The organism is Maricaulis sp., assembly GCF_017643475.1.
GTDB lineage: Bacteria > Pseudomonadota > Alphaproteobacteria > Caulobacterales > Maricaulaceae > Maricaulis.
This window is the reverse complement of record NZ_JAEPNI010000002.1, coordinates 572,846-592,583: the sequence shown is the minus strand read 5'-3', so window position 1 is coordinate 592,583 and position 19,738 is coordinate 572,846. Positions and strand designations below refer to the sequence as shown.

General features: G+C 62.0%; 19 protein-coding genes. 12 read left to right on the top strand and 7 right to left on the bottom strand.

Annotation, left to right across the window (positions count from 1 at the left end):
* Positions 1-80: 80 nt before the first annotated feature.
* On the bottom strand, positions 81-1,160 hold the full coding sequence (locus JJ889_RS10250) for a site-specific DNA-methyltransferase (protein WP_291894683.1): 1,080 nt from the start codon (positions 1,158-1,160) through the stop codon (positions 81-83).
* Positions 1,161-1,237: 77 nt separating this feature from the next.
* Positions 1,238-1,849, bottom strand: coding sequence for a ribonuclease HII (gene rnhB / locus JJ889_RS10245; protein ID WP_291894679.1), 612 nt, complete (start codon positions 1,847-1,849; stop codon positions 1,238-1,240).
* Positions 1,850-1,919: 70 nt separating this feature from the next.
* Here rnhB and JJ889_RS10240 point away from each other — a divergent pair, with 70 nt between their 5' ends.
* Positions 1,920-4,355, top strand: a complete 2,436-nt coding sequence (locus JJ889_RS10240) for an EAL domain-containing protein (protein ID WP_291894676.1) — start codon at positions 1,920-1,922, stop codon at positions 4,353-4,355.
* On the opposite strand, the gene JJ889_RS10235 is transcribed toward JJ889_RS10240, so the two are convergent.
* Both JJ889_RS10235 and JJ889_RS10230 read right to left on the bottom strand, forming a co-directional pair.
* Complete coding sequence (locus JJ889_RS10235; protein WP_291894673.1) at positions 4,352-5,209, bottom strand: hypothetical protein; 858 nt, start codon at positions 5,207-5,209, stop codon at positions 4,352-4,354. The genes JJ889_RS10240 and JJ889_RS10235 overlap by 4 nt on opposite strands.
* Before the next feature lie 68 nt (positions 5,210-5,277).
* On the bottom strand, positions 5,278-6,411 hold the full coding sequence (locus tag JJ889_RS10230) for a PA0069 family radical SAM protein (protein WP_291894670.1): 1,134 nt from the start codon (positions 6,409-6,411) through the stop codon (positions 5,278-5,280).
* A 159-nt stretch (positions 6,412-6,570) separates the two neighbouring features.
* Between JJ889_RS10230 and JJ889_RS10225 the strand changes: the two genes are divergently transcribed.
* Both JJ889_RS10225 and JJ889_RS10220 read left to right on the top strand, forming a co-directional pair.
* Positions 6,571-7,035 carry a MarR family transcriptional regulator gene (locus tag JJ889_RS10225; protein ID WP_291894669.1) on the top strand — a complete coding sequence of 155 codons (465 nt, stop codon included), beginning with the start codon at positions 6,571-6,573 and terminating at the stop codon, positions 7,033-7,035.
* Positions 7,036-7,074: 39 nt separating this feature from the next.
* Positions 7,075-8,001, top strand: coding sequence for a S41 family peptidase (locus JJ889_RS10220; RefSeq protein ID WP_291894667.1), 927 nt, complete (start codon positions 7,075-7,077; stop codon positions 7,999-8,001).
* A gap of 13 nt (positions 8,002-8,014) precedes the next feature.
* Here the strand turns inward: JJ889_RS10220 and JJ889_RS10215 are convergent, their stop codons facing one another.
* Positions 8,015-8,854, bottom strand: a complete 840-nt coding sequence (locus tag JJ889_RS10215) for a uracil-DNA glycosylase (protein WP_291894666.1) — start codon at positions 8,852-8,854, stop codon at positions 8,015-8,017.
* Positions 8,855-8,988: 134 nt separating this feature from the next.
* Between JJ889_RS10215 and JJ889_RS10210 the strand changes: the two genes are divergently transcribed.
* From JJ889_RS10210 to JJ889_RS10195, 4 genes are read left to right on the top strand one after another with little or no spacing between them, the layout of a single operon-like run.
* Positions 8,989-10,662 (top strand): electron transfer flavoprotein-ubiquinone oxidoreductase, encoded by a 1,674-nt coding sequence (locus tag JJ889_RS10210; protein WP_291894663.1) that lies wholly within the window; start codon positions 8,989-8,991, stop codon positions 10,660-10,662.
* A gap of 54 nt (positions 10,663-10,716) precedes the next feature.
* Positions 10,717-12,447, top strand: a complete 1,731-nt coding sequence (locus tag JJ889_RS10205; protein WP_291894661.1) for a tetratricopeptide repeat protein — start codon at positions 10,717-10,719, stop codon at positions 12,445-12,447.
* Entirely contained in the window at positions 12,444-13,313 is an 870-nt protein-coding gene (locus JJ889_RS10200; RefSeq protein WP_291894659.1) for a 4-(cytidine 5'-diphospho)-2-C-methyl-D-erythritol kinase, read from the top strand. Before JJ889_RS10205 ends, JJ889_RS10200 begins: the two co-directional genes overlap by 4 nt.
* Positions 13,307-14,329, top strand: coding sequence for a hypothetical protein (locus JJ889_RS10195; protein WP_291894657.1), 1,023 nt, complete (start codon positions 13,307-13,309; stop codon positions 14,327-14,329). The genes JJ889_RS10200 and JJ889_RS10195 overlap by 7 nt, the downstream gene beginning before the upstream one ends.
* A 6-nt stretch (positions 14,330-14,335) precedes the next feature.
* Here JJ889_RS10195 and JJ889_RS10190 read toward each other — a convergent pair whose 3' ends face one another.
* Positions 14,336-15,469: a S41 family peptidase gene (locus JJ889_RS10190; RefSeq protein WP_291894655.1), complete on the bottom strand. Its 1,134-nt coding sequence runs from the start codon at positions 15,467-15,469 to the stop codon at positions 14,336-14,338.
* Positions 15,470-15,497: 28 nt separating this feature from the next.
* Entirely contained in the window at positions 15,498-16,517 is a 1,020-nt protein-coding gene (locus JJ889_RS10185; protein WP_291895193.1) for a polyprenyl synthetase family protein, read from the bottom strand.
* 118 nt (positions 16,518-16,635) lie between these two features.
* On the opposite strand from JJ889_RS10185, the gene JJ889_RS10180 reads away from it, so the two are divergent.
* The 5 genes from JJ889_RS10180 (at position 16,636) to JJ889_RS10160 (ending at position 19,737) form a co-directional block, all read left to right on the top strand.
* The gene (locus JJ889_RS10180) at positions 16,636-16,866 is read left to right on the top strand and encodes a DUF2007 domain-containing protein (protein WP_291894653.1); all 231 of its coding nucleotides are present in this window, start codon (positions 16,636-16,638) and stop codon (positions 16,864-16,866) included.
* 7 nt (positions 16,867-16,873) lie between these two features.
* On the top strand, positions 16,874-17,605 hold the full coding sequence (locus JJ889_RS10175) for a methyltransferase (protein WP_291894651.1): 732 nt from the start codon (positions 16,874-16,876) through the stop codon (positions 17,603-17,605).
* 289 nt (positions 17,606-17,894) lie between these two features.
* Positions 17,895-18,785 carry a glycine--tRNA ligase subunit alpha gene (locus tag JJ889_RS10170; protein WP_291894649.1) on the top strand — a complete coding sequence of 297 codons (891 nt, stop codon included), beginning with the start codon at positions 17,895-17,897 and terminating at the stop codon, positions 18,783-18,785.
* On the top strand, positions 18,782-19,246 hold the full coding sequence (locus JJ889_RS10165) for a GFA family protein (protein ID WP_291894646.1): 465 nt from the start codon (positions 18,782-18,784) through the stop codon (positions 19,244-19,246). Before JJ889_RS10170 ends, JJ889_RS10165 begins: the two co-directional genes overlap by 4 nt.
* Positions 19,246-19,737 (top strand): GFA family protein, encoded by a 492-nt coding sequence (locus JJ889_RS10160; protein ID WP_291894641.1) that lies wholly within the window; start codon positions 19,246-19,248, stop codon positions 19,735-19,737. The genes JJ889_RS10165 and JJ889_RS10160 overlap by 1 nt, the downstream gene beginning before the upstream one ends.
* Position 19,738 lies beyond the last annotated feature (1 nt).

Sequence of the window (19,738 nt, the reverse complement as noted above, 5' to 3'; positions counted from 1 at the left end):
ATTCAGGTGATTTGCGGTCTGCACCAAGTGCAGATGCCCGAAGCGACCAAGGTTTCAGGGGGCGCCGAGGCGGACGATAGCTAGTTCTCCAGCGTGGCGCGGACTTCGGACCGAAGCACATCGATCGGAGCCAGCCCCTGCTTCGTGCGGACGTGCCAGTAGGTCCAGCCATTGCAGCTCGGTGCGGCCTGAAGCTGGGCGCCGACCTGGTGAATGGAACCGGCGCGATCACCGGCGATCAGAGTGCCATCGGCACGCACGCGGGCGGTGTTGCGGCCTTTCGGGCAGTAGAGCGTGTCACCCGGCTTGACCAGGCCGCGCTCGACCAGCGCTCCGAAGGGAATGCGAGGTTGGGCGCGTTTGGACTGTGTAACATTCAGGGCTTCGCGGGCAGCAGGTTCGATCGCCAGCAGGCGTTCACGGGCCACAGCGATATAATTCTCGTCCCGCTCGACACCGATGAAATGACGGCCGAGACGCTTGGCAGCAGCACCGGTTGTGCCGGTGCCGAAAAACGGATCAAGCACCACATCGCCCGGATTAGTCGTCGACAGCAGGACACGGTGCAGCAGGGCTTCCGGTTTTTGTGTCGGGTGCGCCTTCTTGCCGTCAGCATCCTTCAGGCGTTCGCCCCCGGAACAGATCGGCAGCGTCCAGTCAGACCGCATCTGCACGCCATCATTGAGCGCTTTCATGGCTGCATAGTTGAAGGTCGGGCGAGCGTCCTTGGTCTTGGCGGCCCAGAGCAGGGTCTCGTGCGCATTGGTAAAACGCGTGCCCTTGAAATTCGGCATCGGATTGGACTTGCGCCAGATGATGTCGTTGAGCACCCAGAAGCCGGCATCCTGCAGGATGGAGCCGACGCGGTAGATGTTGTGATAGCTGCCGATGACCCAGAAACCGCCATTGGGTTTGAGCACGCGGCGGGCCTGTTCCAGCCATTGCCATGTGAACAGGTCATACTCGTCAAATCCACCGATCTGATCCCAGTCATTATCGACGGCATCGACCTTGGAATTGTCCGGGCGGTGCAGGTCGCCCCCGAGCTGGAGATTGTAGGGCGGGTCAGCAAAGACGAGATCAACGCTTTCGTCGGGAAGCGTTTTCATCACTTCCACGCATTCGCCTTCGAGGATCTGATCGATCGGCAGCTGATCCATAACGCAAAACTCCACCCGCTTGTATCACGGTCCGTTTTCCGCTTTTAGGGCTAACGGGGCGTTAACCCTGAATCAAGTTATCCACAATGATTCGCATCCCGGGGCTGGCGCGATTCGAGGGCTTTGCGGACCGGCGCGTAGCTCATCCGGTGGATCGGGCAGGGCCCGAGGCGCTCAAGCGCTTCGCGGTGAACAGGGCTGGGGTAACCCTTGTGCTTGGCTAGGCCATAGCCTGGAAAGCGCGCATCCGCGAGCACCATGAGATCATCGCGCACGGTCTTGGCGATGATCGAGGCAGCACCGATTGCGGCCACCTTGGCATCGCCCTTCACGATTGCACTGGCAGGCCAGGGCAGGTTTTCGGGCACACGGTTTCCGTCGATCTGGATCTCTCCCACCACGACACTCAGGCCAAGCACAGCGCGGCGCATGGCTGCCATGGTCGCATGCAGGATGTTAAGCCTGTCGATCTCGGCAGGTTCGGCGATGCCGATGCCGACATGAGCGTTTTTCATGATATCGAAAAACAGGGCCCGGCGTTTCTTTTCCGAGAGTGCCTTTGAATCCCCCAGTCCCTCGATGGGGCGAGCGGGATCGAGCGCCACGGCAGCAGCAACCACCGGCCCTGCGAGGGGGCCGCGACCGGCTTCATCTACGCCGGCGAGTGGCAAAGTCGAACCAAAATCCATCGCGTTAAGCTTAAATCCAAGATTTCGTGTCAGCATGCAAATCAAAGGTGGATGGACCGAGACAAAAGACGTGAAAGAAGTAATGGTCAATTCGGCCGCAGTACACGATGTGTGGCTGCTGGGGGTTGCTGCTCTGTTGAGCCTGGTGTGCGCGGTCGCTGCGATCGCCGCCGTTCGGCGTATTCTCATCCTCGAGGATGAGCGTCGCCTGGTCTGGCTCACGGTCGCGGGGTTCCTGACAGGCATTGGTAGCTGGGGCGCCGGTTTTGTCGCGACGATGGGCTTTAATGCTGGCGTCACGATTGCTTTTGACCCCTTCCTTGTTTTGTCGTCCTTCCTGGTCGTCGTGGGCATGGCCTGCGCGGGCTGGACGGTGATGGCCTTCCTCAAGCACAAGCTGGGTTCGCTTGTCGGTGGTGCGACGGTCGGAGCGGGGGCAGCGGCGATGATCTATTTTGGTCTCAACGCCATAAGCGCGCCCGTCCCTGTCGGCTGGAGCGAGCCTGTGGCGTGCCTTGGCATGGCTGCCGTTGTCGGGGTGACCATGCTGAGTGCCCTGCTGGCGTCGCGGGTGACCGGTGCTGTCGGGCTGGCCCTCGCGGCTAGCGTTCTGGCGAGTGTGCCGCTGATCGCCTATTTCACCCTGACCCAGGCGCTTGAAGTCAGCCAGGTCGAGCTGATGCAGGTCGCCAAGCTGGAGACGGCACCCAAACTGATGGGCCTGACCATTGCGCTGGGGATTCTACCGATCGCCGGTCTGGGGCTGAGTTTTGCCCTGTTCGATCTGCATATCGGGAAGCGGCGCGAAGCCGAGGGGCAGCGTATCAACGCCCTGGCAAATTCGACTTTTGAAGGTCTGGTCCTGGTCCAGGATGGTCGCATTGTTGAAGTCAATGAGCGTATTTGCGAGATCACCGGCCTGGAAAAGGAAGACCTGATCAACATGCCCTTGTGCAAGGTTGGCTTGGATGAGGCTTCTGTCGCGGTCTTGCAGGGGTTGGAGTGTGGTGACAAGTCGACCTGTCGCCTGCGTTCCCGCAGCGAACAGATCATCACTGCCCAGGTCAGCTGCCGCGGCATCGAGTTCCGCAATGAAGACAGCCTGATCATTGCCTTCCGCGATATCTCCAGCGAGGAGCGATCACGTCAGCGCATCATGCACATGGCGCATCACGATGCGCTGACCGGCCTGCCCAATCGCCTGCGCTTCCGGGAAGCCCTCGAGAACGAGCTGACCATGGCCTGGGGCAATCATACCGAAGTCGCGTTGATGTTCTTCGATCTCGACCGCTTCAAGGAAGTCAATGACGTGCATGGCCACGCCGCGGGCGATGAATTGCTTAAGACCGTTGCCGAGCGCATGCAGGACGCTCTGCCCAAGGGTGCCATCGCGGCCCGCCTGAGCGGCGATGAGTTCGCGGTCATCCTGCCGGATTGTGAGTCCCGCATGGCGGCCAATGCGGTGGCCGAGCGTGTCGTTGCCTCGGTCGGCTCTCCGGTCACGATTGGCTCGGTACATCTCAATGTCAGTGCCTCGGGCGGTGTCACCATGTTCCCGCTGGATGGCGAGGATCCGGACCGGCTGATGAACCAGGCCGACCTGGCGCTCTACAAGGCCAAACATCTCGGCCGAAACTGTGTCTGTGACTTCGACCCGAAAATGGGACGCGAGCTGCAGGAAAAACGCATGCTGGAATCTGACCTGGCCATGGCCATCGAGGACGAGTTGCTGGATCTGCACTTCCAGCCACAATCTCACCTCGGCACCGGAGAGATCCGCGGCTTCGAGGCGCTGGTGCGCTGGGAGGACGAGGTGCGTGGCTTTGTCTCGCCGGCCGAATTCATCCAGCTGGCCGAGGAAAGCGGACAAATTCTCAAGCTCGGCCAATGGGTTCTGGAAACGGCCTGCCGTGAGGCTGTGTACTGGCCCGAGGGGCAGCGGGTTGCGGTCAATGTTTCGCCCGCCCAGTTCAAACAGGGCAATTTCATTCTCTCGGTCGAGCGTGCGCTGGCCAAGTCAGGCCTGGAACCGCACCGTCTCGAGATCGAGATCACCGAAGGTGTCGTCATCGATGACGAGGCGCGTGCGCTGACGCTGATGCGTCGTCTCAAGGAGCTGGGCGTTGGCTTGTCGATGGATGATTTCGGTACGGGTTATGCCTCGCTGAACTATCTGCGTGCCTTCCCCTTCGACAAGATCAAGATCGACCGGTCATTCATTTCCGGCCTCCAGAACGAGCCGGAAGCCCAGATCATCGTCGCCTCGACCATCGAGCTGGCACACCAGCTGGGCATGGGCGTCGTGGTCGAGGGGATCGAGGACCTTGACGAGATGTCGGCTCTGGGCGACCAGCCGGAAGTCCTGATCCAAGGTTATCTGTTGTCGCGTCCGCTCACACGCGGTCAATTGCCGGAATTCCTCAAAAACCCGCCGGACCTGGCTGCGCGTGCCGCCGATCACCTGTGTGAACAGCTCCAGCAAAACTGGAGTGGTGGCGCGGCCTAGCCGCGAACACGTTCCTGTTCGTCAGGCTTGCGTGTGGGGCCACCGCGCATCACCCGGTACCAGAAGAAAAGCGCGCCGAGCGGGAAGCCGGCGGTGATCCGAGCGGCTTCCAGCGGGGCGAAATCCTCAAAGCCCGCTCCGAGCAGGGTGAGCGAAATGAGGTTGAAATGAGCGCCATTCTCAGTTGACGTCATCGCCGGCGCGACCATTGTCCAGACTTCCTGTGTCCAGTTGAACTCGAACACCGGATAGCTGGAGAGGATGAACAGGGTCCACAGAATGCGCCTTTTGATCCGCTTGAAGCGGAAGCTGGCGATGAGGGTGATCAGGACAAATCCGAGGCTGGATATTGGCACCAGCAGTGCCAGGTTTCTGGCGGAGGAATTAGCCTCCCGGTCCAGGCTGATGGACGGGTGGTTCGGAGCCTCAAACGCGTTCATCCAGGTCAGGTGCCAGGCGTTTTCGCCAACCTTTTGCAAGACCAGCTCCAACCGTCGGTCTCCGTCATCCGAAGGCACTACATAAACAAGTTCGAGCCGGTCGAGCGTGCCGGAGCTCAGTCGTGTCTCGACGGTGCGGTTGGCTCCGACCAGTCGGGCGTCGCCATAGCTGGCAGGCGGGAAGAATGTGGGGAGTGATGCTTCTAGATTGGACAATTGCTCGTCGGAGGCACCGGCCGGAATGACTTCGCGCAGCGTTGCCATGTCTCGGTTGACCAGGCCTTGGACGGATTGTTCGACAATGGGCCGTGCGTCTTCAGGAATGAATGACTCTACCAAGCTCTCAGACTGGCACGCTGCCAGCAGGCCCCCGGCGAGCGCGACCAAGCACAACACATACAGACGCTTAAACATTAAATCCCCTGTCTGATGTGGTCGTATCAGTCGCTACCGGAGGACTCAATCAAAAATTGAGCGTAGACCTAGAACAGCCCGGGCTGTTCCGGGCTCCCCAGCGGGCGTTCGAAACGGGAGAAATCCAGGTCCTTCTGGCGCACATCCAGCTGATAGCGGCGCATGGCCGCGCGAAAGCGTTTGGAGATCATTTCGGCAAAGGGGCCCTGGCCGCGGCCGCGTCGCATCCAGGTCGGGTCGTAGTCGCGGCCGCCGCGCATCTGCCGCATCAGTGAGATAACCCGGCTTGCGGCATCGGGGCGTTTCTCGGCCAGCCATTCGCGGAACAGGTCGCGGATTTCCATGGGCAGACGCAACAGGACATAACCTGCACTGCTGGCGCCGGCGCAGGCTGCCTGTTCCAGCAGGGGCTCGATCTCGCGATCGGTGAGGGCAGGAATGATCGGGGCCATCATCACCGTAACGGGCAGGCCCGCACTGGCCAGGCCCTCGATCGCCTTCAGTCGGCGATGCGGGGCAGCGGCTCGCGGTTCCATGTCGCGCGCCAGCTTGCGGTCCAGCGTAGTCAGTGAGATCGCCCCCTTGACCAGGCCCTGTTCCGCCATCGGCCCCAGAATGTCGAGATCGCGCAGTACGAGAGCGGATTTGGTGATGAAGCTGACCGGGTGTTTGTAGCGGGCGAAAATCTTGAGGATGTCACGGGTGATTTCCAGACGTCGTTCGACCGGCTGCCAGGCATCGGTGTTGGCGCCGATGACGATGGGCTTGGGGCGATAGCTGGGCCGGTTGAAAAACTGCTCGAGCAGTTTGGCGCCATCCGGCTTGGTGAAGATCACGCTCTCGAAGTCCAGCCCCGGTGAATATCCCCAATAGGCGTGGCTGGGCCTGGCGTAACAATAGATACAGCCGTGTTCACAGCCCCGGTAGGGATTGATTGACTGGTCAAAGGAAATGTCCGGCGACTGGTTGGTCGCGATTATGGAACGCGAGGCATCCTTCAGCACCGTTGTGCGAAGCGCGCTGACCTCTTCACCATCAACGCCCCAGCCGTCGTCGAAAGCCTCCCGCTGGAAGGCTTCATACCGGCCGGAAATGTTAGACCGAGCGCCCCGACCCCTGATGCTGGTTCCCGGGGCGACGGGGGCGTCATCCGGGGTCGTGGTGTGGGCGTTAAGGGCGTAGCCGCTGGGGCGCTCGGTCATGAGCTGGACTATGACTCAGAATTAGAACAAAGCAAGAACAAAATTTCAGTCGTCGTCACTTTTTCCGGCTTGGCCATTCCGCGGTGCTTGCGCTCGCTTCATGAAGAGGATTTAAGATGCAAAATCGGATAGGGCATATATTACGTAATAGGTGACATATTGGGCAAGGAAGAGGAAAGAGACTTCATCGAGGAGCTCGGGCACGCAGTGCTTCCGCACCATGTGCGGCGCCTGCTCGACACAGTTCTGAAGTGGGAGGGGGAGCGTGCTGCGCAATTGCAGATCTCCGTTCCTCTGAAGACACATTCGATGCTGGTTCTGCTCTCCAGGCGAGGGCCGATGAAGCTGGGTGAAGTGGTCGCGCAATTGCGCCTCTCGCGCCCCTTGATCGTCAAGTTCGCCGACACGCTGGTCGGGATGGAAATGGTCACCGAGCAACGGCCAAGCTCCGACCGGCGTGTTCGACTGCTTGGCCTGACTGAGGCCGGGCAGGTCGAGGTCTCACGCATCGAGGCGTTCCTGGAAGAAGCGCAGGCCCGATACCGGGTGCTTGGCCAGACACTCGGCAACGACCTGCTCGATCTTGTCACACAGGCGCGGAAACGCGTGGAAACATGGGATTAGGCCGGAGACTTCCGGCCAAGGCAGGAAGGGTCCTTCGGGATGATTAGCAAGTTCTTCGCAAGTGCCGCCATGGCGGCGGTGATGGTGTCCACTACAGCGTTTGCCCAGCCGGTGCCGGGCTGGCAGGCGGAGGTTTTCGACCAGCTCCCGCAAATGCTGGAAGAAGGCTATATCTACGAGGATGTCGGCCTGTCCCTGGCGCAGAGAGTGCGCGAAATGTCCGATGATTTCGCGCATCTCCAAACCCGCCGGGAGTTCATCTCCGCGGTCAATCAGGAACTCTATGCGCTGTCCAATGATGCCCATCTGACCCTGCGCTATCGCCCGACTGCGGAGGTCGAGAATGCGGAGCCGCGCCGCCGTCCGTCCGGCTGTGCCAGCGGTGACATCACCTGGCGGATGGAAGCCGGAAATATCGGATATATCTCGGTGCCGCGCATTTATGGCGATGACGCCTATCGTGCCGGTTTTGACGCGGCGATGGTCGAGCTGGGTGATGCAGACGGCATCATCCTGGATGTACGCAATAATTGCGGCGGTGAACCCCGCACGCTCGTCCATTTTGCGTCCTGGTTCTTTGCGGAGCCGACCCATCTGACCTCGACCGAGGGGCGCGACATGCCGACGCGCGAGCGCTGGACCAGCGATAACGTGGCCGGCGAGCCCTTTGTCGATCGCCCGCTGGTGATCCTGACCAATCAGCGCAGCTTCTCGGCGGCTGAGTCCTTTACCTTCGGCATGAAGATTACCGGCCGTGCCACGGTGATCGGCGAGCCCACCGGCGGTGGCGGCCACTGGGGCGAGGAAATGCGCCTGAGCGATGACCTGGCCGTGTTCATGCCGCAAGGTCGGACGTTTGATCCGCGCACGGGCCGTGGCTGGGAAGCGGAAGGTGTTCAGCCGGACATTGTTTCATCGTCCGATGATGCGCTGGCCGCAGCGCTGACGCATCTTCGCGCTCAATAGCGCGGAAACGGTCTCATCGGAGCCTGGCATCCAGCGCGAGCAGGTCATGCCAGGCTTTTTTCTTGGATGCCGGCTGACGCAGCAGGAAAGATGGGTGAAAGAGTGGCAGGCAGGGGATGCTTGTGCCGCTGTCCGATCCATCGGGATTCTTGAGCGAGTAGTCACGCCATTGTCCACGCAGGCGAGAGATGCTGGCATCTTCCCGTAGCAGGGACTGCGCCGCAACACCGCCGGCTACGACAAGGATCTCCGGTGCCTTCAACGCGATGTGACGTTCGATTAGCGGCAGGCAGGTCGCGATCTCGTCCTTGGTGGAGTTCCGGTTCCCCGGCGGTCGCCAGTTGACGATATTGGAGATGTAAAGCGCGTCCTCGCCCAGGCCGATGGAGGCGAACATCTTGTCGAGGAGGTGTCCGGCGGGCCCCATGAAGGGCTTGGCCTGTTCGTCCTCATCCCGGCCCGGCGCTTCCCCGATGATCATGATCTTTGCGTCGCGATTGCCGCGCGCAAACACCGTGTTTCGGGCCGTACGCTTTAGCGGGCAGCCCTCGAATTCGCGGATCGCGCTTTCCAAAGCGTCAAGCGTGTCGGCCTTGGCTGCGACTTCCTGGGCAGAAGGGCCCTGGACCTCGGGTTCGCCAAACCCGGCTGCGATGGCCGCCGCCGGTGTTGCTGTGCGCTGGGGCGGTGGTGGTTGGCGCGTCGGGGCGCTCCGCGGAGCAGGTGCCGGCGAAGTCTGTTTTTTCAGACGCGTAACCGGGGCATCCAGCTCGATACCAGCCTCGTCCCACCAGTCGATCAGCGCCTGGAGAGCTTTTTCGTCGTGAGGGGTGAGAGTAGCAGGTTCAAGCATTGGTTACGTGGACGTCAACGTAAATGTTTTGATCTTAGGCGCAGCTCGCGCTAGATGAAGGGCTGATCCTAAGCTAAGACCGAGCGCCCGCAAGCCGGGTTTATGATGATTCTTGATGAGGGGGTTGCCGACCCATGACCGACGCTGCCGTTGAACGCGAGTCCATGGAGTATGACGTTGTTATCGTTGGAGGCGGCCCCGCTGGTCTGTCTGCTGCGATCCGTCTGAAACAACTGGCGGCCGAAGCTGGCCAGGAAATTTCCATCGCGCTTCTGGAAAAGGGTGCCGAGGTTGGCGCGCACATTCTCTCCGGCGCCGTGGTCGATCCGAAAGCCCTCAACGAGCTGTTGCCGAACTGGAAGGAGGATGGCTGCCCGCTCGAGGACGAGGTCACCACCGATATCTTCGAAGTGCTTGGCGCTGCCGGTTCGATCAGCCTGCCAACCCTCTTCTTCCCTCCGCTGATGAATAACCACGGCTGTTACATCGCCTCGCTGGGCAATGTCTGTCGCTGGCTGGGCGAGCAGGCCGAGGCCATGGGCGTCGAGATCTACCCGGGCTTTCCGGCTGCGGATGTCGTCGAGGAAGACGGTGTCATCAAGGGTGTGGTCACCGGCGATTTCGGTGTCGCGCGTGATGGTGGCCAGAAGGATGGCTATCAGCCGGGCATGGAGCTGCGTGGCAAGTACACGCTGATCGCCGAGGGCGCACGTGGCTCGCTCGCCAAGCAACTCATCGATCGCTATGACCTGTCTGCTGGCAAGGAGCCGCAGAAATTCGGCATCGGTCTGAAAGAGCTGTGGCGTGTGAAGCCCGAGCACCACAAGCCGGGCCTGGTCAAACACACGATGGGCTGGCCGCTAGACGGACAGACCGGTGGTGGTTCCTTCATGTACCATTTCGGTGATGGTCTCGTGTCCATCGGTTTTGTGGTTCACCTGAACTACAAGAACCCGTTCATCTCGCCGTTCGAGGAATTCCAGCGCCTGAAGACACACCCGGCAATTGCCGAGACGTTTGAAGGCGCCGAGCGCCTGTCCTATGGCGCCCGGGCGATCACCGAAGGTGGTCTGCAGTCAGTGCCCTCGCTGGCCTTCCCGGGCGGCGCACTGATGGGCTGTTCGGCCGGTTTCGTGAACGTGCCGCGCATCAAGGGCAGCCACAACGCCATGAAAACCGGCATGCTGGCCGCCGAGAGCGTCTTCGCTGCGCTGGGCGAAGGGCGTGAGGGCGATACGCTGAGCGAATACCAGGCGGCCTATGAGAGCTCCTGGGTGGTCGACGACCTCAAGAAAGTCCGCAATGCCAAGCCGCTCTGGTCCAAGTTCGGTACGGTTCTGGGTATCGCCCTGGGCGGTCTGGACATGTGGATGACGACGCTGTTCGGCGGTTGGTCACCCTTCGGCACCCTCAAGCACGGCAAGTCCGACGCCGAGAGCCTGGAGCCGGCCTCCAAGTTCAAGCCGATTGATTATCCCAAGCCGGATGGTGTCCTGACTTTTGATCGTCTGTCGTCTGTTTTCATCTCGAACACGAACCACGAGGAAGACCAGCCGATCCACCTGCAGCTGGCTGACGAGGCCCTTCAGAAGGGCTCCGAGTTGGAGAAATTCGCGGGTCCGTCCACGCGCTACTGCCCGGCGGGCGTTTACGAGTGGATCGAGGATGAAAATACCGGCGAGCAGCGCTTCCAAATCAATGCGCAGAACTGCGTGCACTGCAAGACCTGCGACATCAAGGATCCCAACCAGAACATCAACTGGACCACGCCGGAAGGCGGTGGTGGGCCGATGTACTCCAATATGTAAACCAAGCGGACCTTCCCGCTTGCACTTCCGGGCCCGGGAGGCGAACCTGTGCGCATGAAAAACGCGTTTCTTCGCCTCCTGCCGGTTCTCGCCGGATCCCTGATCCTCAATTCCTGCGCGACTATCCTGCCGCCTGAAGACGAGCCGTCTGCCTATGGCGCCTTTCTGGCAGCGCGTTACGCGGGCGTGAACCGCGATGCGGAGGGCGCTGCATCCTATTATGCAGAAGCGCTGAACCGGGCGCCGGGTGATGCCACTCTGGCGGATCGTGCCTATATCACCGCGCTTCTGTCCGGGCGCATGGACGAAGCCTCGCGTTATGCGGAGCAGTCTGTGGCTGCTGGCGATCCCAGCCGTCTGGCCAGTCTTTATGTCGCTGCTGACGAGATTGCTTCGCGCAATTACTCCCAGGCCCGCCGCATCATTTCCGCAGCGCCGGACTACGGACCGTTCAACGATTTTGTTGCGCAGCTGATGCATCACTGGGCGCTGGTGGGCGTTGGCGACGAGGCCGAGGCGCTGGACAGCGCGCGGGCAATGGCGGCGCCGGGGTATCTGGGTCCGTTTATCTCGCTTCACCGGGCCATGCTGCTGGAGGCGGCCGGCCGGTATGACCAGGCCCGTGAGCTGTATGCAGCAACTGTTTTCGTGACGCCGTTCCGGCGCATGGCAGTCGAGGTTTATGGCGGCTTCCTGGAGCGGCAGCGTCGCTCCGATGAAGCGGTTCAGCTGTACCAGACATATCTCAACGGTGCGCCTTACGAGACAAGCATTATCGAGGCGCTGGAGCGCGCGCAATCGGGTGGTCGAGCGCCTTCACGCCCGACCATCTCCGAATTTGCGGGGCTCAGCCTTTTCGGTCCGGCAGCGTCGCTGGCGGCCCAGGCGGATATGGATCTGACTGTGCTCTACTTGCGCATGATCCAGCGGCTTGATCCGGACTACGCGCCCAATCGCATCCTGCTGGGCGAGACCCTGCAGCGGATCAACCTGCCGGAGGTGGCCCTGGCAGAATATGCATCGGTGCGAAGCGGTCCGTTTCGCCTTTCTGCCCAGATCGACCTGATCTGGCTGACGGCGCGGCTGGACCAGCTGGACCGGGCCGCCGCCATGTCCCAGCGTCTGCTGGAGGAGACCGGTGATAATGAGGCACGCCTGATCCTCGCGGACATCTATCGCGTAACGGATCGCTGCGGTGAGGCCATCGGTCTTTACCAGGAGGTGATTGCCAACCGCGAAGCCGCCGGTGAATTGCCGGACTGGCGCTATCACTATTTCGCGGCGTCCTGTCACTATCTGCTGGACGAGCTGGATGCGGCTGAAGCGCAGTATCTGGTCGCTCTGGATATCGATCCGAACCAGGCCCAGGTGCTCAATGATCTGGGTTATCTCTGGCTGGACAATGGCCGCCATCTCGACCGTGCCTTCGACATGGTCCAGCAGGCCGCTTACCTGGAACCCTCGCTGGGGCATATCATCGACAGTCTCGGCTGGGCGCATTACCGGCTGGGCAATTACGAAGCAGCCGTGCTGGAACTGGAACGCGCCACGGCGCTGGATCCGGGGAATGCGACGGCGAACTATCATCTCGGCGATGCCTATTGGCGTGTCGGGCGGGAGCTGGAGGCGCGTTTCCAGTGGCGCCGCACGCTTGACCTCGAGGCCGACCCGGCTGAAATCGAGGGCGCGCGGGAGCGGTTGGAAAACGGCCTTCCCGAAGCTGAAACCATCACTGCGGAGAACAATGCCGCGGAAGACCTGGCGACGGAGAATTCCAACCCGTGAGTGGGGTAATAACCGAATTTGCGCCGGCGAAGATCAATCTGTCTCTTCGTGTCGGACGTGCGCGTGAGGATGGCTACCATCCGCTGGACAGCCTGGTAACGTTTGCCGACTGGGGCGACACCATCACCGTGCGCGACGAGATCGCGCTGATGATGTCGATGTCCGGCGAAGCGTCCGAGGACCTGATCGAGGAAGAGAATAATCTCGTCCTCCAGGCCGCCCGTGCCCTGCAGGATCATGCCGGTATCGACAAGGGCGCGATTATCCACCTGCACAAGGAAATTCCGGTCGAGGCCGGACTGGGCGGCGGGTCTGCAGACGCGGCGGCGACCCTGCGCGCGCTGAACCAGCTCTGGGAGCTGGATCTTGATCTCGACGAGCTGGCCCGCATTGGTCTTTCCATCGGAGCTGACGTGCCGGCCTGTGTCTACTCCCGCCCGCTGCGCATGCGTGGGATTGGCGAGTGGATCGAGCTGATCGACAATTTCCCGGCCTTTAATGCCGTCCTGGTCAACCCGGGCGTTAAAGTGTCGACGGGCAAGGTTTTCGAGGCCTTTGACGAGACCGAACCGGCAGTATTGAAAGAGGCCAAGGGGCGCGGACCCAATGTGCTGGACTGGCTGTCGCGCGAGCCCAATTCGCTGGAACGCCCGGCCATGAAAGTCCAGCCCAAGATCAAGAAAGCCCTGGGCTGGCTGGACAGGCAGGACGGAGTTGAACTGGTCCGGATGTCTGGTTCCGGCGCCAGCTGTTTCGCCATTTTCGAGGATGATGCCGACGCGGAAAAGGCTGCAGACGCCTACGAGAAATTCTCGGTGGAGGTCGGTCTGGCCGGGTTCAGGGATGGCGAGCTGATCTGGTGCTAGACCTGTTGCAGCCCTGGCTGCCCATGGGGTTTGCCTTCGTCCTCAGCGCGCTGTTCTCGCTGGTCGTGCGGGAGGCGGGCGTACTAGATCATCCCAATGCACGCTCCAGCCATTCTAATCCGACACCGCGCGGCGGAGGGGTGGGTGTGCTGACCGGTTTTGCTGCCGCGCTGGCGGTGCAGCCTGTCGACCTGCCTCACCTGTCGGCGGTTCTTGTTGCGGTCCTTGTTCTGTCCACGCTTGCTGGCGCGATTGGCTTGCTGGATGACCTTTTCACCCTGTCGGAGAAGCTCAAATTCCTGGCGCTGGTCTCGATTTCGCTGGCTGTGGCCTTTAGTGCAGGGCCGGTCACCGAACTGGGCTGGCAATTGCCCTGGATCATCGGTCTTCTGGGCTCGGCGCTGTTCGTTTTTACGACCGTCAATGCCATCAACTTCATGGACGGTTCTGACGGGGTGATGGTCGCCGCCCTGGTGCCCGCAACGCTGGCCCTGGCCGGGATGGGCGATGGTGACTTTGCTGCGATCTGCATCCTTCTCGCGTTGGCCCAGCTGGGTTTTGCGTTGCTCAACGCACCGATCTTTGACAGTCGGGGCTCCCTGTTCAGTGGCGATGCGGGTTCTCTGGGTGTGGCCGTGCTGGTGTGCGGACTGGCGCTGTGGTGGGCATCAACCGGTTCTGCAGGTTCGGTCTGGCTGGTGCCCTTGATCCTTCTGCCGCTGCTCGGGGATGTATTGCTGACCATGGCATCGCGGGCCAGGGCTGGTCGCCGCCTGTTCTCGCCACACCGCGCGCATGCCTATCAGTTGTTGATCCGGCTGGGCTGGAGCCACGGCCGTGTCGCGCTGATCTGGATGGCCCTGTCGACGATTGCCGCGTTGCTGGCCTGGCTGGTGCACGAGCAGTCAGCGCTGGTGAAATTCGTGACTTTCGCCGGCGGCGTGATCGCGTTCACGACCTTCCACCAGGCCGTGCGTCGTCATGTCCGGGCCCGCGGTCTGGATACGACGCAGTAGTTCCGATCAATCCCCGAGTGCTGGCGGAACCCATTCATGGCGCGGGGTTCCATCCAAATGCGCGAGATTATAGGTCGGCATCCACAGCATCAGATCCCCGCCGGGAAGGTGAAAGCCTTCAGTGCCCCCGGCCAGCCCCGCCATTGGCGGGCCGACGACCTCGGCGCGTCCCATCGCATCCAGCCCGATCGCCATACCTTCTCCCATGGACCCCGTCCAGCCGCCCACCCGCACGGTCAGCGCGACGTCCGAATAGGGCGCGGCGGGATCGACATGACGGATCCAGGCGGGGGCGTCAGTGGGCTCGATCCGCTGGTAAGCGGTTCGCGTCTGCACGAAGCGACCGAGGATCGGCTCGGCCACCGAGGTATTGCCGCCGCCAGGCGTATCGCGCAGATCCAGGATCAGGGAGTTGATATCGCCAAGTTCAGCGAGTGCGGCGTTGAAGGCGGCGACGGTTTCATCCCGGCCGAGGCTGTTATTGATGCGGATCAGACCCACGCCCGGCGCGTGCATGCGGTAGCTGACCGGCGTTCCGGTCCGGCGCGCGGGAAAACCGCTCAGCGTGGCCTCGAAAACCTCGCCATCGCGTTCGAGCTGCAAGCGGCGCTCTTCATGACGAAAGCCGGTCACGGCTGCGTTGAGGGCCCAGTCCCGCCGGGCCGGCAGATCGGTGTCTCCGGTGCGCATCCGACGCAGCGCCGCGTCGACAGGTGCCTGGCCATTGATCGTGAGCACGAGATCGCCTGGCCGGATGTCCAGGCCTTCGGCCCGGCTTCCGGTTCTGACGTCCGTGACAACAACCTGGCCATCGGCTTGTTCGGCAACCCGGATCTGTGATCCGGACGGTATCAGCCAGGGCGAGGTCTGGTTGTTGGTATTGAGGTTGATATGCGTGTCGTAGAGCGCGTCGATCAGCCCCTCGAGCACGGCCAGCACATAAGCCCCTTCGCTCTGCGCGGCTTCGGCGCGGGCCAGGTCGCAGGCCGCGTCCCAATGCGCCGCGCGGCTCTCGAAATAGGCATAGTGTTCCGGCACCAGCGCACAGACCTGTTCGACATCCTGCTGGAGGGCGCTCAACGGCGCATCGCCCTCGAGCGCCTGGGTGATTGCGAACGCAGAGGCGAGAGCGAGAAACATCAACACATCCTTTTATCGGGCTGAAAAATCAGTAGGCGCGTTCGACCACGAAATCGGCCAGGTCTTCCAGGGCGGTGCGCCATTCATTGGCCGGGAAGCGCTGCAGTGCGACACGCGCGGCCCTGGCGTGGTCCTTGGCCTGTTTGACGGTGGCGTCGATCGACCCGTGTTTTTTCATATAGTCGAGCGCCTGCTCGAAATCGCCATCGCGCTGGTCCGTCTCGGCAATCACACGCTGCCAGAAGCTGGCTTCCTCGCCTTCGGCCTTGGCGATGCACAGCGCGACCGGAAGCGTCACCTTGCCTTCGCGGAAATCATCGCCGACCGATTTGCCCAGCTTGGAGGCGCGGCCGCCATAGTCCAGCGCGTCATCGACCAGCTGGAAGGCCAGGCCGAGCTCGCGGCCATAGGTTTCCAGCGCCTCTTCATCCGCCGCATTGCGACCGGCGACAATGCCGGAGACCTGGGCGGCCGCGGCGAAGAGCGCGGCCGTCTTGGCGTCGATGATCTGCATGTAGGTGTCGACGGAGACCGAGGTGTCCTTGACGGCAGAGAGCTGGCGGACCTCACCCTCGGCGATGGTGGAGGCGGCGGCAGACAGAACACCCAGGGCCTTCATCGAACCGGCTTCGACCATCAGGGAGAAGGAGCGGGCAAACAGGAAATCGCCGACCAGCACGCTGGAGGCATTGCCCCAGATCAGGTTGGCGGCCGTCTTGCCGCGGCGCATGCCGCTTTCGTCGACCACATCGTCATGCAGCAGGGTCGCCGTGTGGATGAACTCCACCGCGGCCGCCAGCTTCATCACGCAGTCTTCGGTGTAGCCCAGCAGATTGCCGGCCGCGACGGTGATCATCGGGCGAACCCGCTTGCCACCGGCTTCGATCAGGTATTTGGCCAGTTCGGGAATGAGGTCGACATGGCTGTCCAGGCGCTCGAGGATAAGCGCATCGACACGACGCATGTCATCATAGGCCAGCTTGGCCAGGCGTTCCGCGGCATTGAGAGTGGGCACAGATTCCGGCACCGAAGTTTTTACGCTGACCATGCTGTCCACGCCGGTGCACCCCTTGCGACTGGAAGAAACACGGTGACAATAGAAATCCCGGGCAATCGCCGCAAGTAATGAAGGCGGTGGCAATTCAGCGCAGGAGCACAACTCTCTCGTGAAACAGGTGTTTAAAACCAATGATCCGGTGAAACTCTCCTTTGCGGAGTCGGTTTTGCGCGATGCCGGGATCGAGCCCGCGGTGCTCGATGAGAATACATCCAGCCTCTATGGCGGCGGACTTCCCTTTATCCAGCGTCGGATCATGGTGGTGGACGAGGATGAGCGCGCGGCCCTGGCGGCCCTGCAGGCCGCGTTCGAGGATGCCGGTCAGTCCATGAAGGACTGAGATCTCTATGCGAGAGACCAACACCAACACGCTGCTGGGCGGGCAGGTGCTGATGCACCAGCCGGTCAGGGGCTATCGCGCCGGCATGGACGCGGTGATGCTGGCCGCCAGCCTGTCGGCCAGGCCGGGCGAGCATGTGGTGGAGTTCGGATGTGGTCCCGGCGCGGCTTTGCTGTGTGCGGCGACGCGGCTGGAGGGTGTGCAGTTTTCGGCCTGGGAGGTCGAGGAATGGGCGGCGGAGCTGGCGCGCCGGAACATCGCCGAAAACGGGCTGGCTGACCGAGCCGAGGTTCATTGCGGTGACATCGCTGACCTGCCGGCCGAGCCCTTTGCCGGCCAGGTCTTTTTCAACCCGCCCTTTTTCGATGACCCGGATGCCCTTCGCCATCCCGAACCGGAAAAACAGCGCGCCTGGCTGTCCGGCGACACGCCCCTGCCGCTGTGGGTGAAGATGGCGGCACGCATCATCAAGGGACAGGGCTATCTGACCATCATCCATCGCGCCGATGCCTTGCCCGCGATCCTGTCGGCGACCGAGCGGGCCTTTGGCTCGGTGCTGATCAAGCCGATCCAGCCGCGACCGGACCGCCCGGCCAAACGGGTGATCGTACGCGTACGCCGCGGAGGTCGTGGTCCGGCCACGCTGCTGCCGCCACTGGTCCTGCACGACGCGACCGACCGTCAATACAGCGAAGAGGCACAGGCTATCATGGCCGGTGCCCCGCTCGTTCTGGATTAGCCCCTTTATCGCCCTGAGCCGATATCTTCCCCTCTGGGGAAGTGCCGGAACGCTGTGGAGGCGAAGGGGGCGAGCGCAGCGAGCCTGCCTCAGCGCTGGCGCGCTTCGGCCCCTCCACCGCTTCGCGGTCCCCCTCCCCGGTGGGGAGGATTTCAAACGGGGTGAGGGGGCAAGGCCACACATCTTCCGCAGTGCAGCGAAACAAGGTCTGAGTGCTTGATTACAAAGGCGGGCACGCCTAGTGTCGCGACGAATTCGAGTAACGCCTTTCCCGCCGGGATATCCTTACATGGCTGACCAATCCGCACCCTCCTTCCAGGACCTGATCCTCCGTCTACAGGCTTATTGGGCCTCGCATGGCTGCGCCATCCTGCAGCCTTATGATGTCGAGGTGGGCGCGGGCACGCTGCATCCGGCCACGACCCTGCGCTCGCTGGGGCCGCGCCCGTGGAAAGCGGCGTATGTGCAGCCCTCGCGCCGTCCGGCAGATGGCCGTTTCGGCGAGAACCCGAACCGCCTGCAGCACTATTACCAGTTCCAGGTGCTGCTGAAGCCGTGCCCGGCCAATATCCAGGATCTCTATCTCGGTTCGCTCGACGCCATCGGTATTGACCGCAAGCTGCATGATGTGCGCTTTGTCGAGGATGACTGGGAAAACCCGACCGTGGGGGCCTGGGGCCTGGGCTGGGAAGTCTGGTGTGACGGTATGGAAGTCAGCCAGTTCACCTATTTCCAGCAGGTTGGCGGGCTGGATGTCGATCTCGTCTCCGGCGAGCTGACCTATGGCCTGGAACGCCTGGCGATGTATGTGCAGGGCGTCGAGAATGTCTACGACCTCGATTTCAACGGCGCCGGCATGAAATACGGCGACGTCTTCCAGGAAGCCGAGCGCCAGTATTCCGATTTCAATTTCAACCACGCCGATGTCGAGATCCTGACCCGCTGGTTCGAGGAGGCAGCCGATCAGTGCAAGGCGCTGCTGGCGCTGGACAAGCCTTTGCCGCTGCCGGCCTATGACTTTGCACTCAAGGCCTCGCACCTGTTCAACCTGGTCGATGCGCGCGGCGCTATTTCCGTGGCTGAACGTGCCAGCTGGATCGCCCGTGTGCGCGAACTCGCCAAGGGCTGTGCCGAAGCCTGGGTCGCCAGCGAACGCGCGGCGCTGGAGAAATCCTCATGAAACTCCCCATGCGCGGCGGTTGTCAGTGTGGTGCGATCCGGTTCGAGATTACCGAGCGGCCGCTGACGCTGTATTGCAATCACAGCGAGGCCAGCCAGCAGGAGACGTCGTCGGCGTTTTCCATGTCGCTGCTGGTGCCGCGTGAAGGCTTCAAGTTTCTCAAGGGCGGACCGACCGCGTTTGAGATCAAGAAGGAAAGCACGGCGAAAAAGCCCAAGATGGGCCTGTTCTGCGACAAATGCGGAACGCGCATCGCCAATGATACCCAGGGCAATCCATCCCTGTCCGTGCGCGCCAGCTGTCTGGATGATCGTGCCCAGCTGCGTCCGGTCGGGCATATCTGGGTGAAGTCGGCCCAGGACTGGGTGGTCCTGCACGAAGATGACCTGATTTACGAAGAAGCCCCCGATGACGGCTATTACGCGCTCATGGAGCGCTGGGCCGCACAGGAGCACGCCTGATGCCGGAGCAGGCCATGCCAGCGATGAGCTTTCCCCGGGAGGGCGGGTGCCAGTGCGGCGGCGTGCGTTACGCCGTGACGTGCGAGCCGACGGCGCTGTATTGCTGTCACTGCACCAATTGCCAGGCCCAGGGCGGTAGCGCCTTTGCCATGTCCATGCTGGTCCCGCGCGACGGGTTTGCCTTCATCAAGGGCGAGCCGAAACGCTTTGATTTTGTCGCTGACAGCGGCAATGGAAAAATCGGCTGGTGCTGTCCCGATTGCGGGGGCCGCCTGATGCACGATACCGAAGGCCGTGACAGCATCACCGTGCGTGCGGGCACGCTGGATGGTGCAGGCGAGCTGCGGCCGGTCGGGCATATCTGGACGCGCAGCGCCCAGGCCTGGATGAAATTCGACGAGACCGATCTGATCTATGAAAAGGCGCCGGAAGACGGTTATACGGCGCTGAAAGAAAAATGGGCGCACCAGCAAGCGTCTCTGGCAGGGTAAC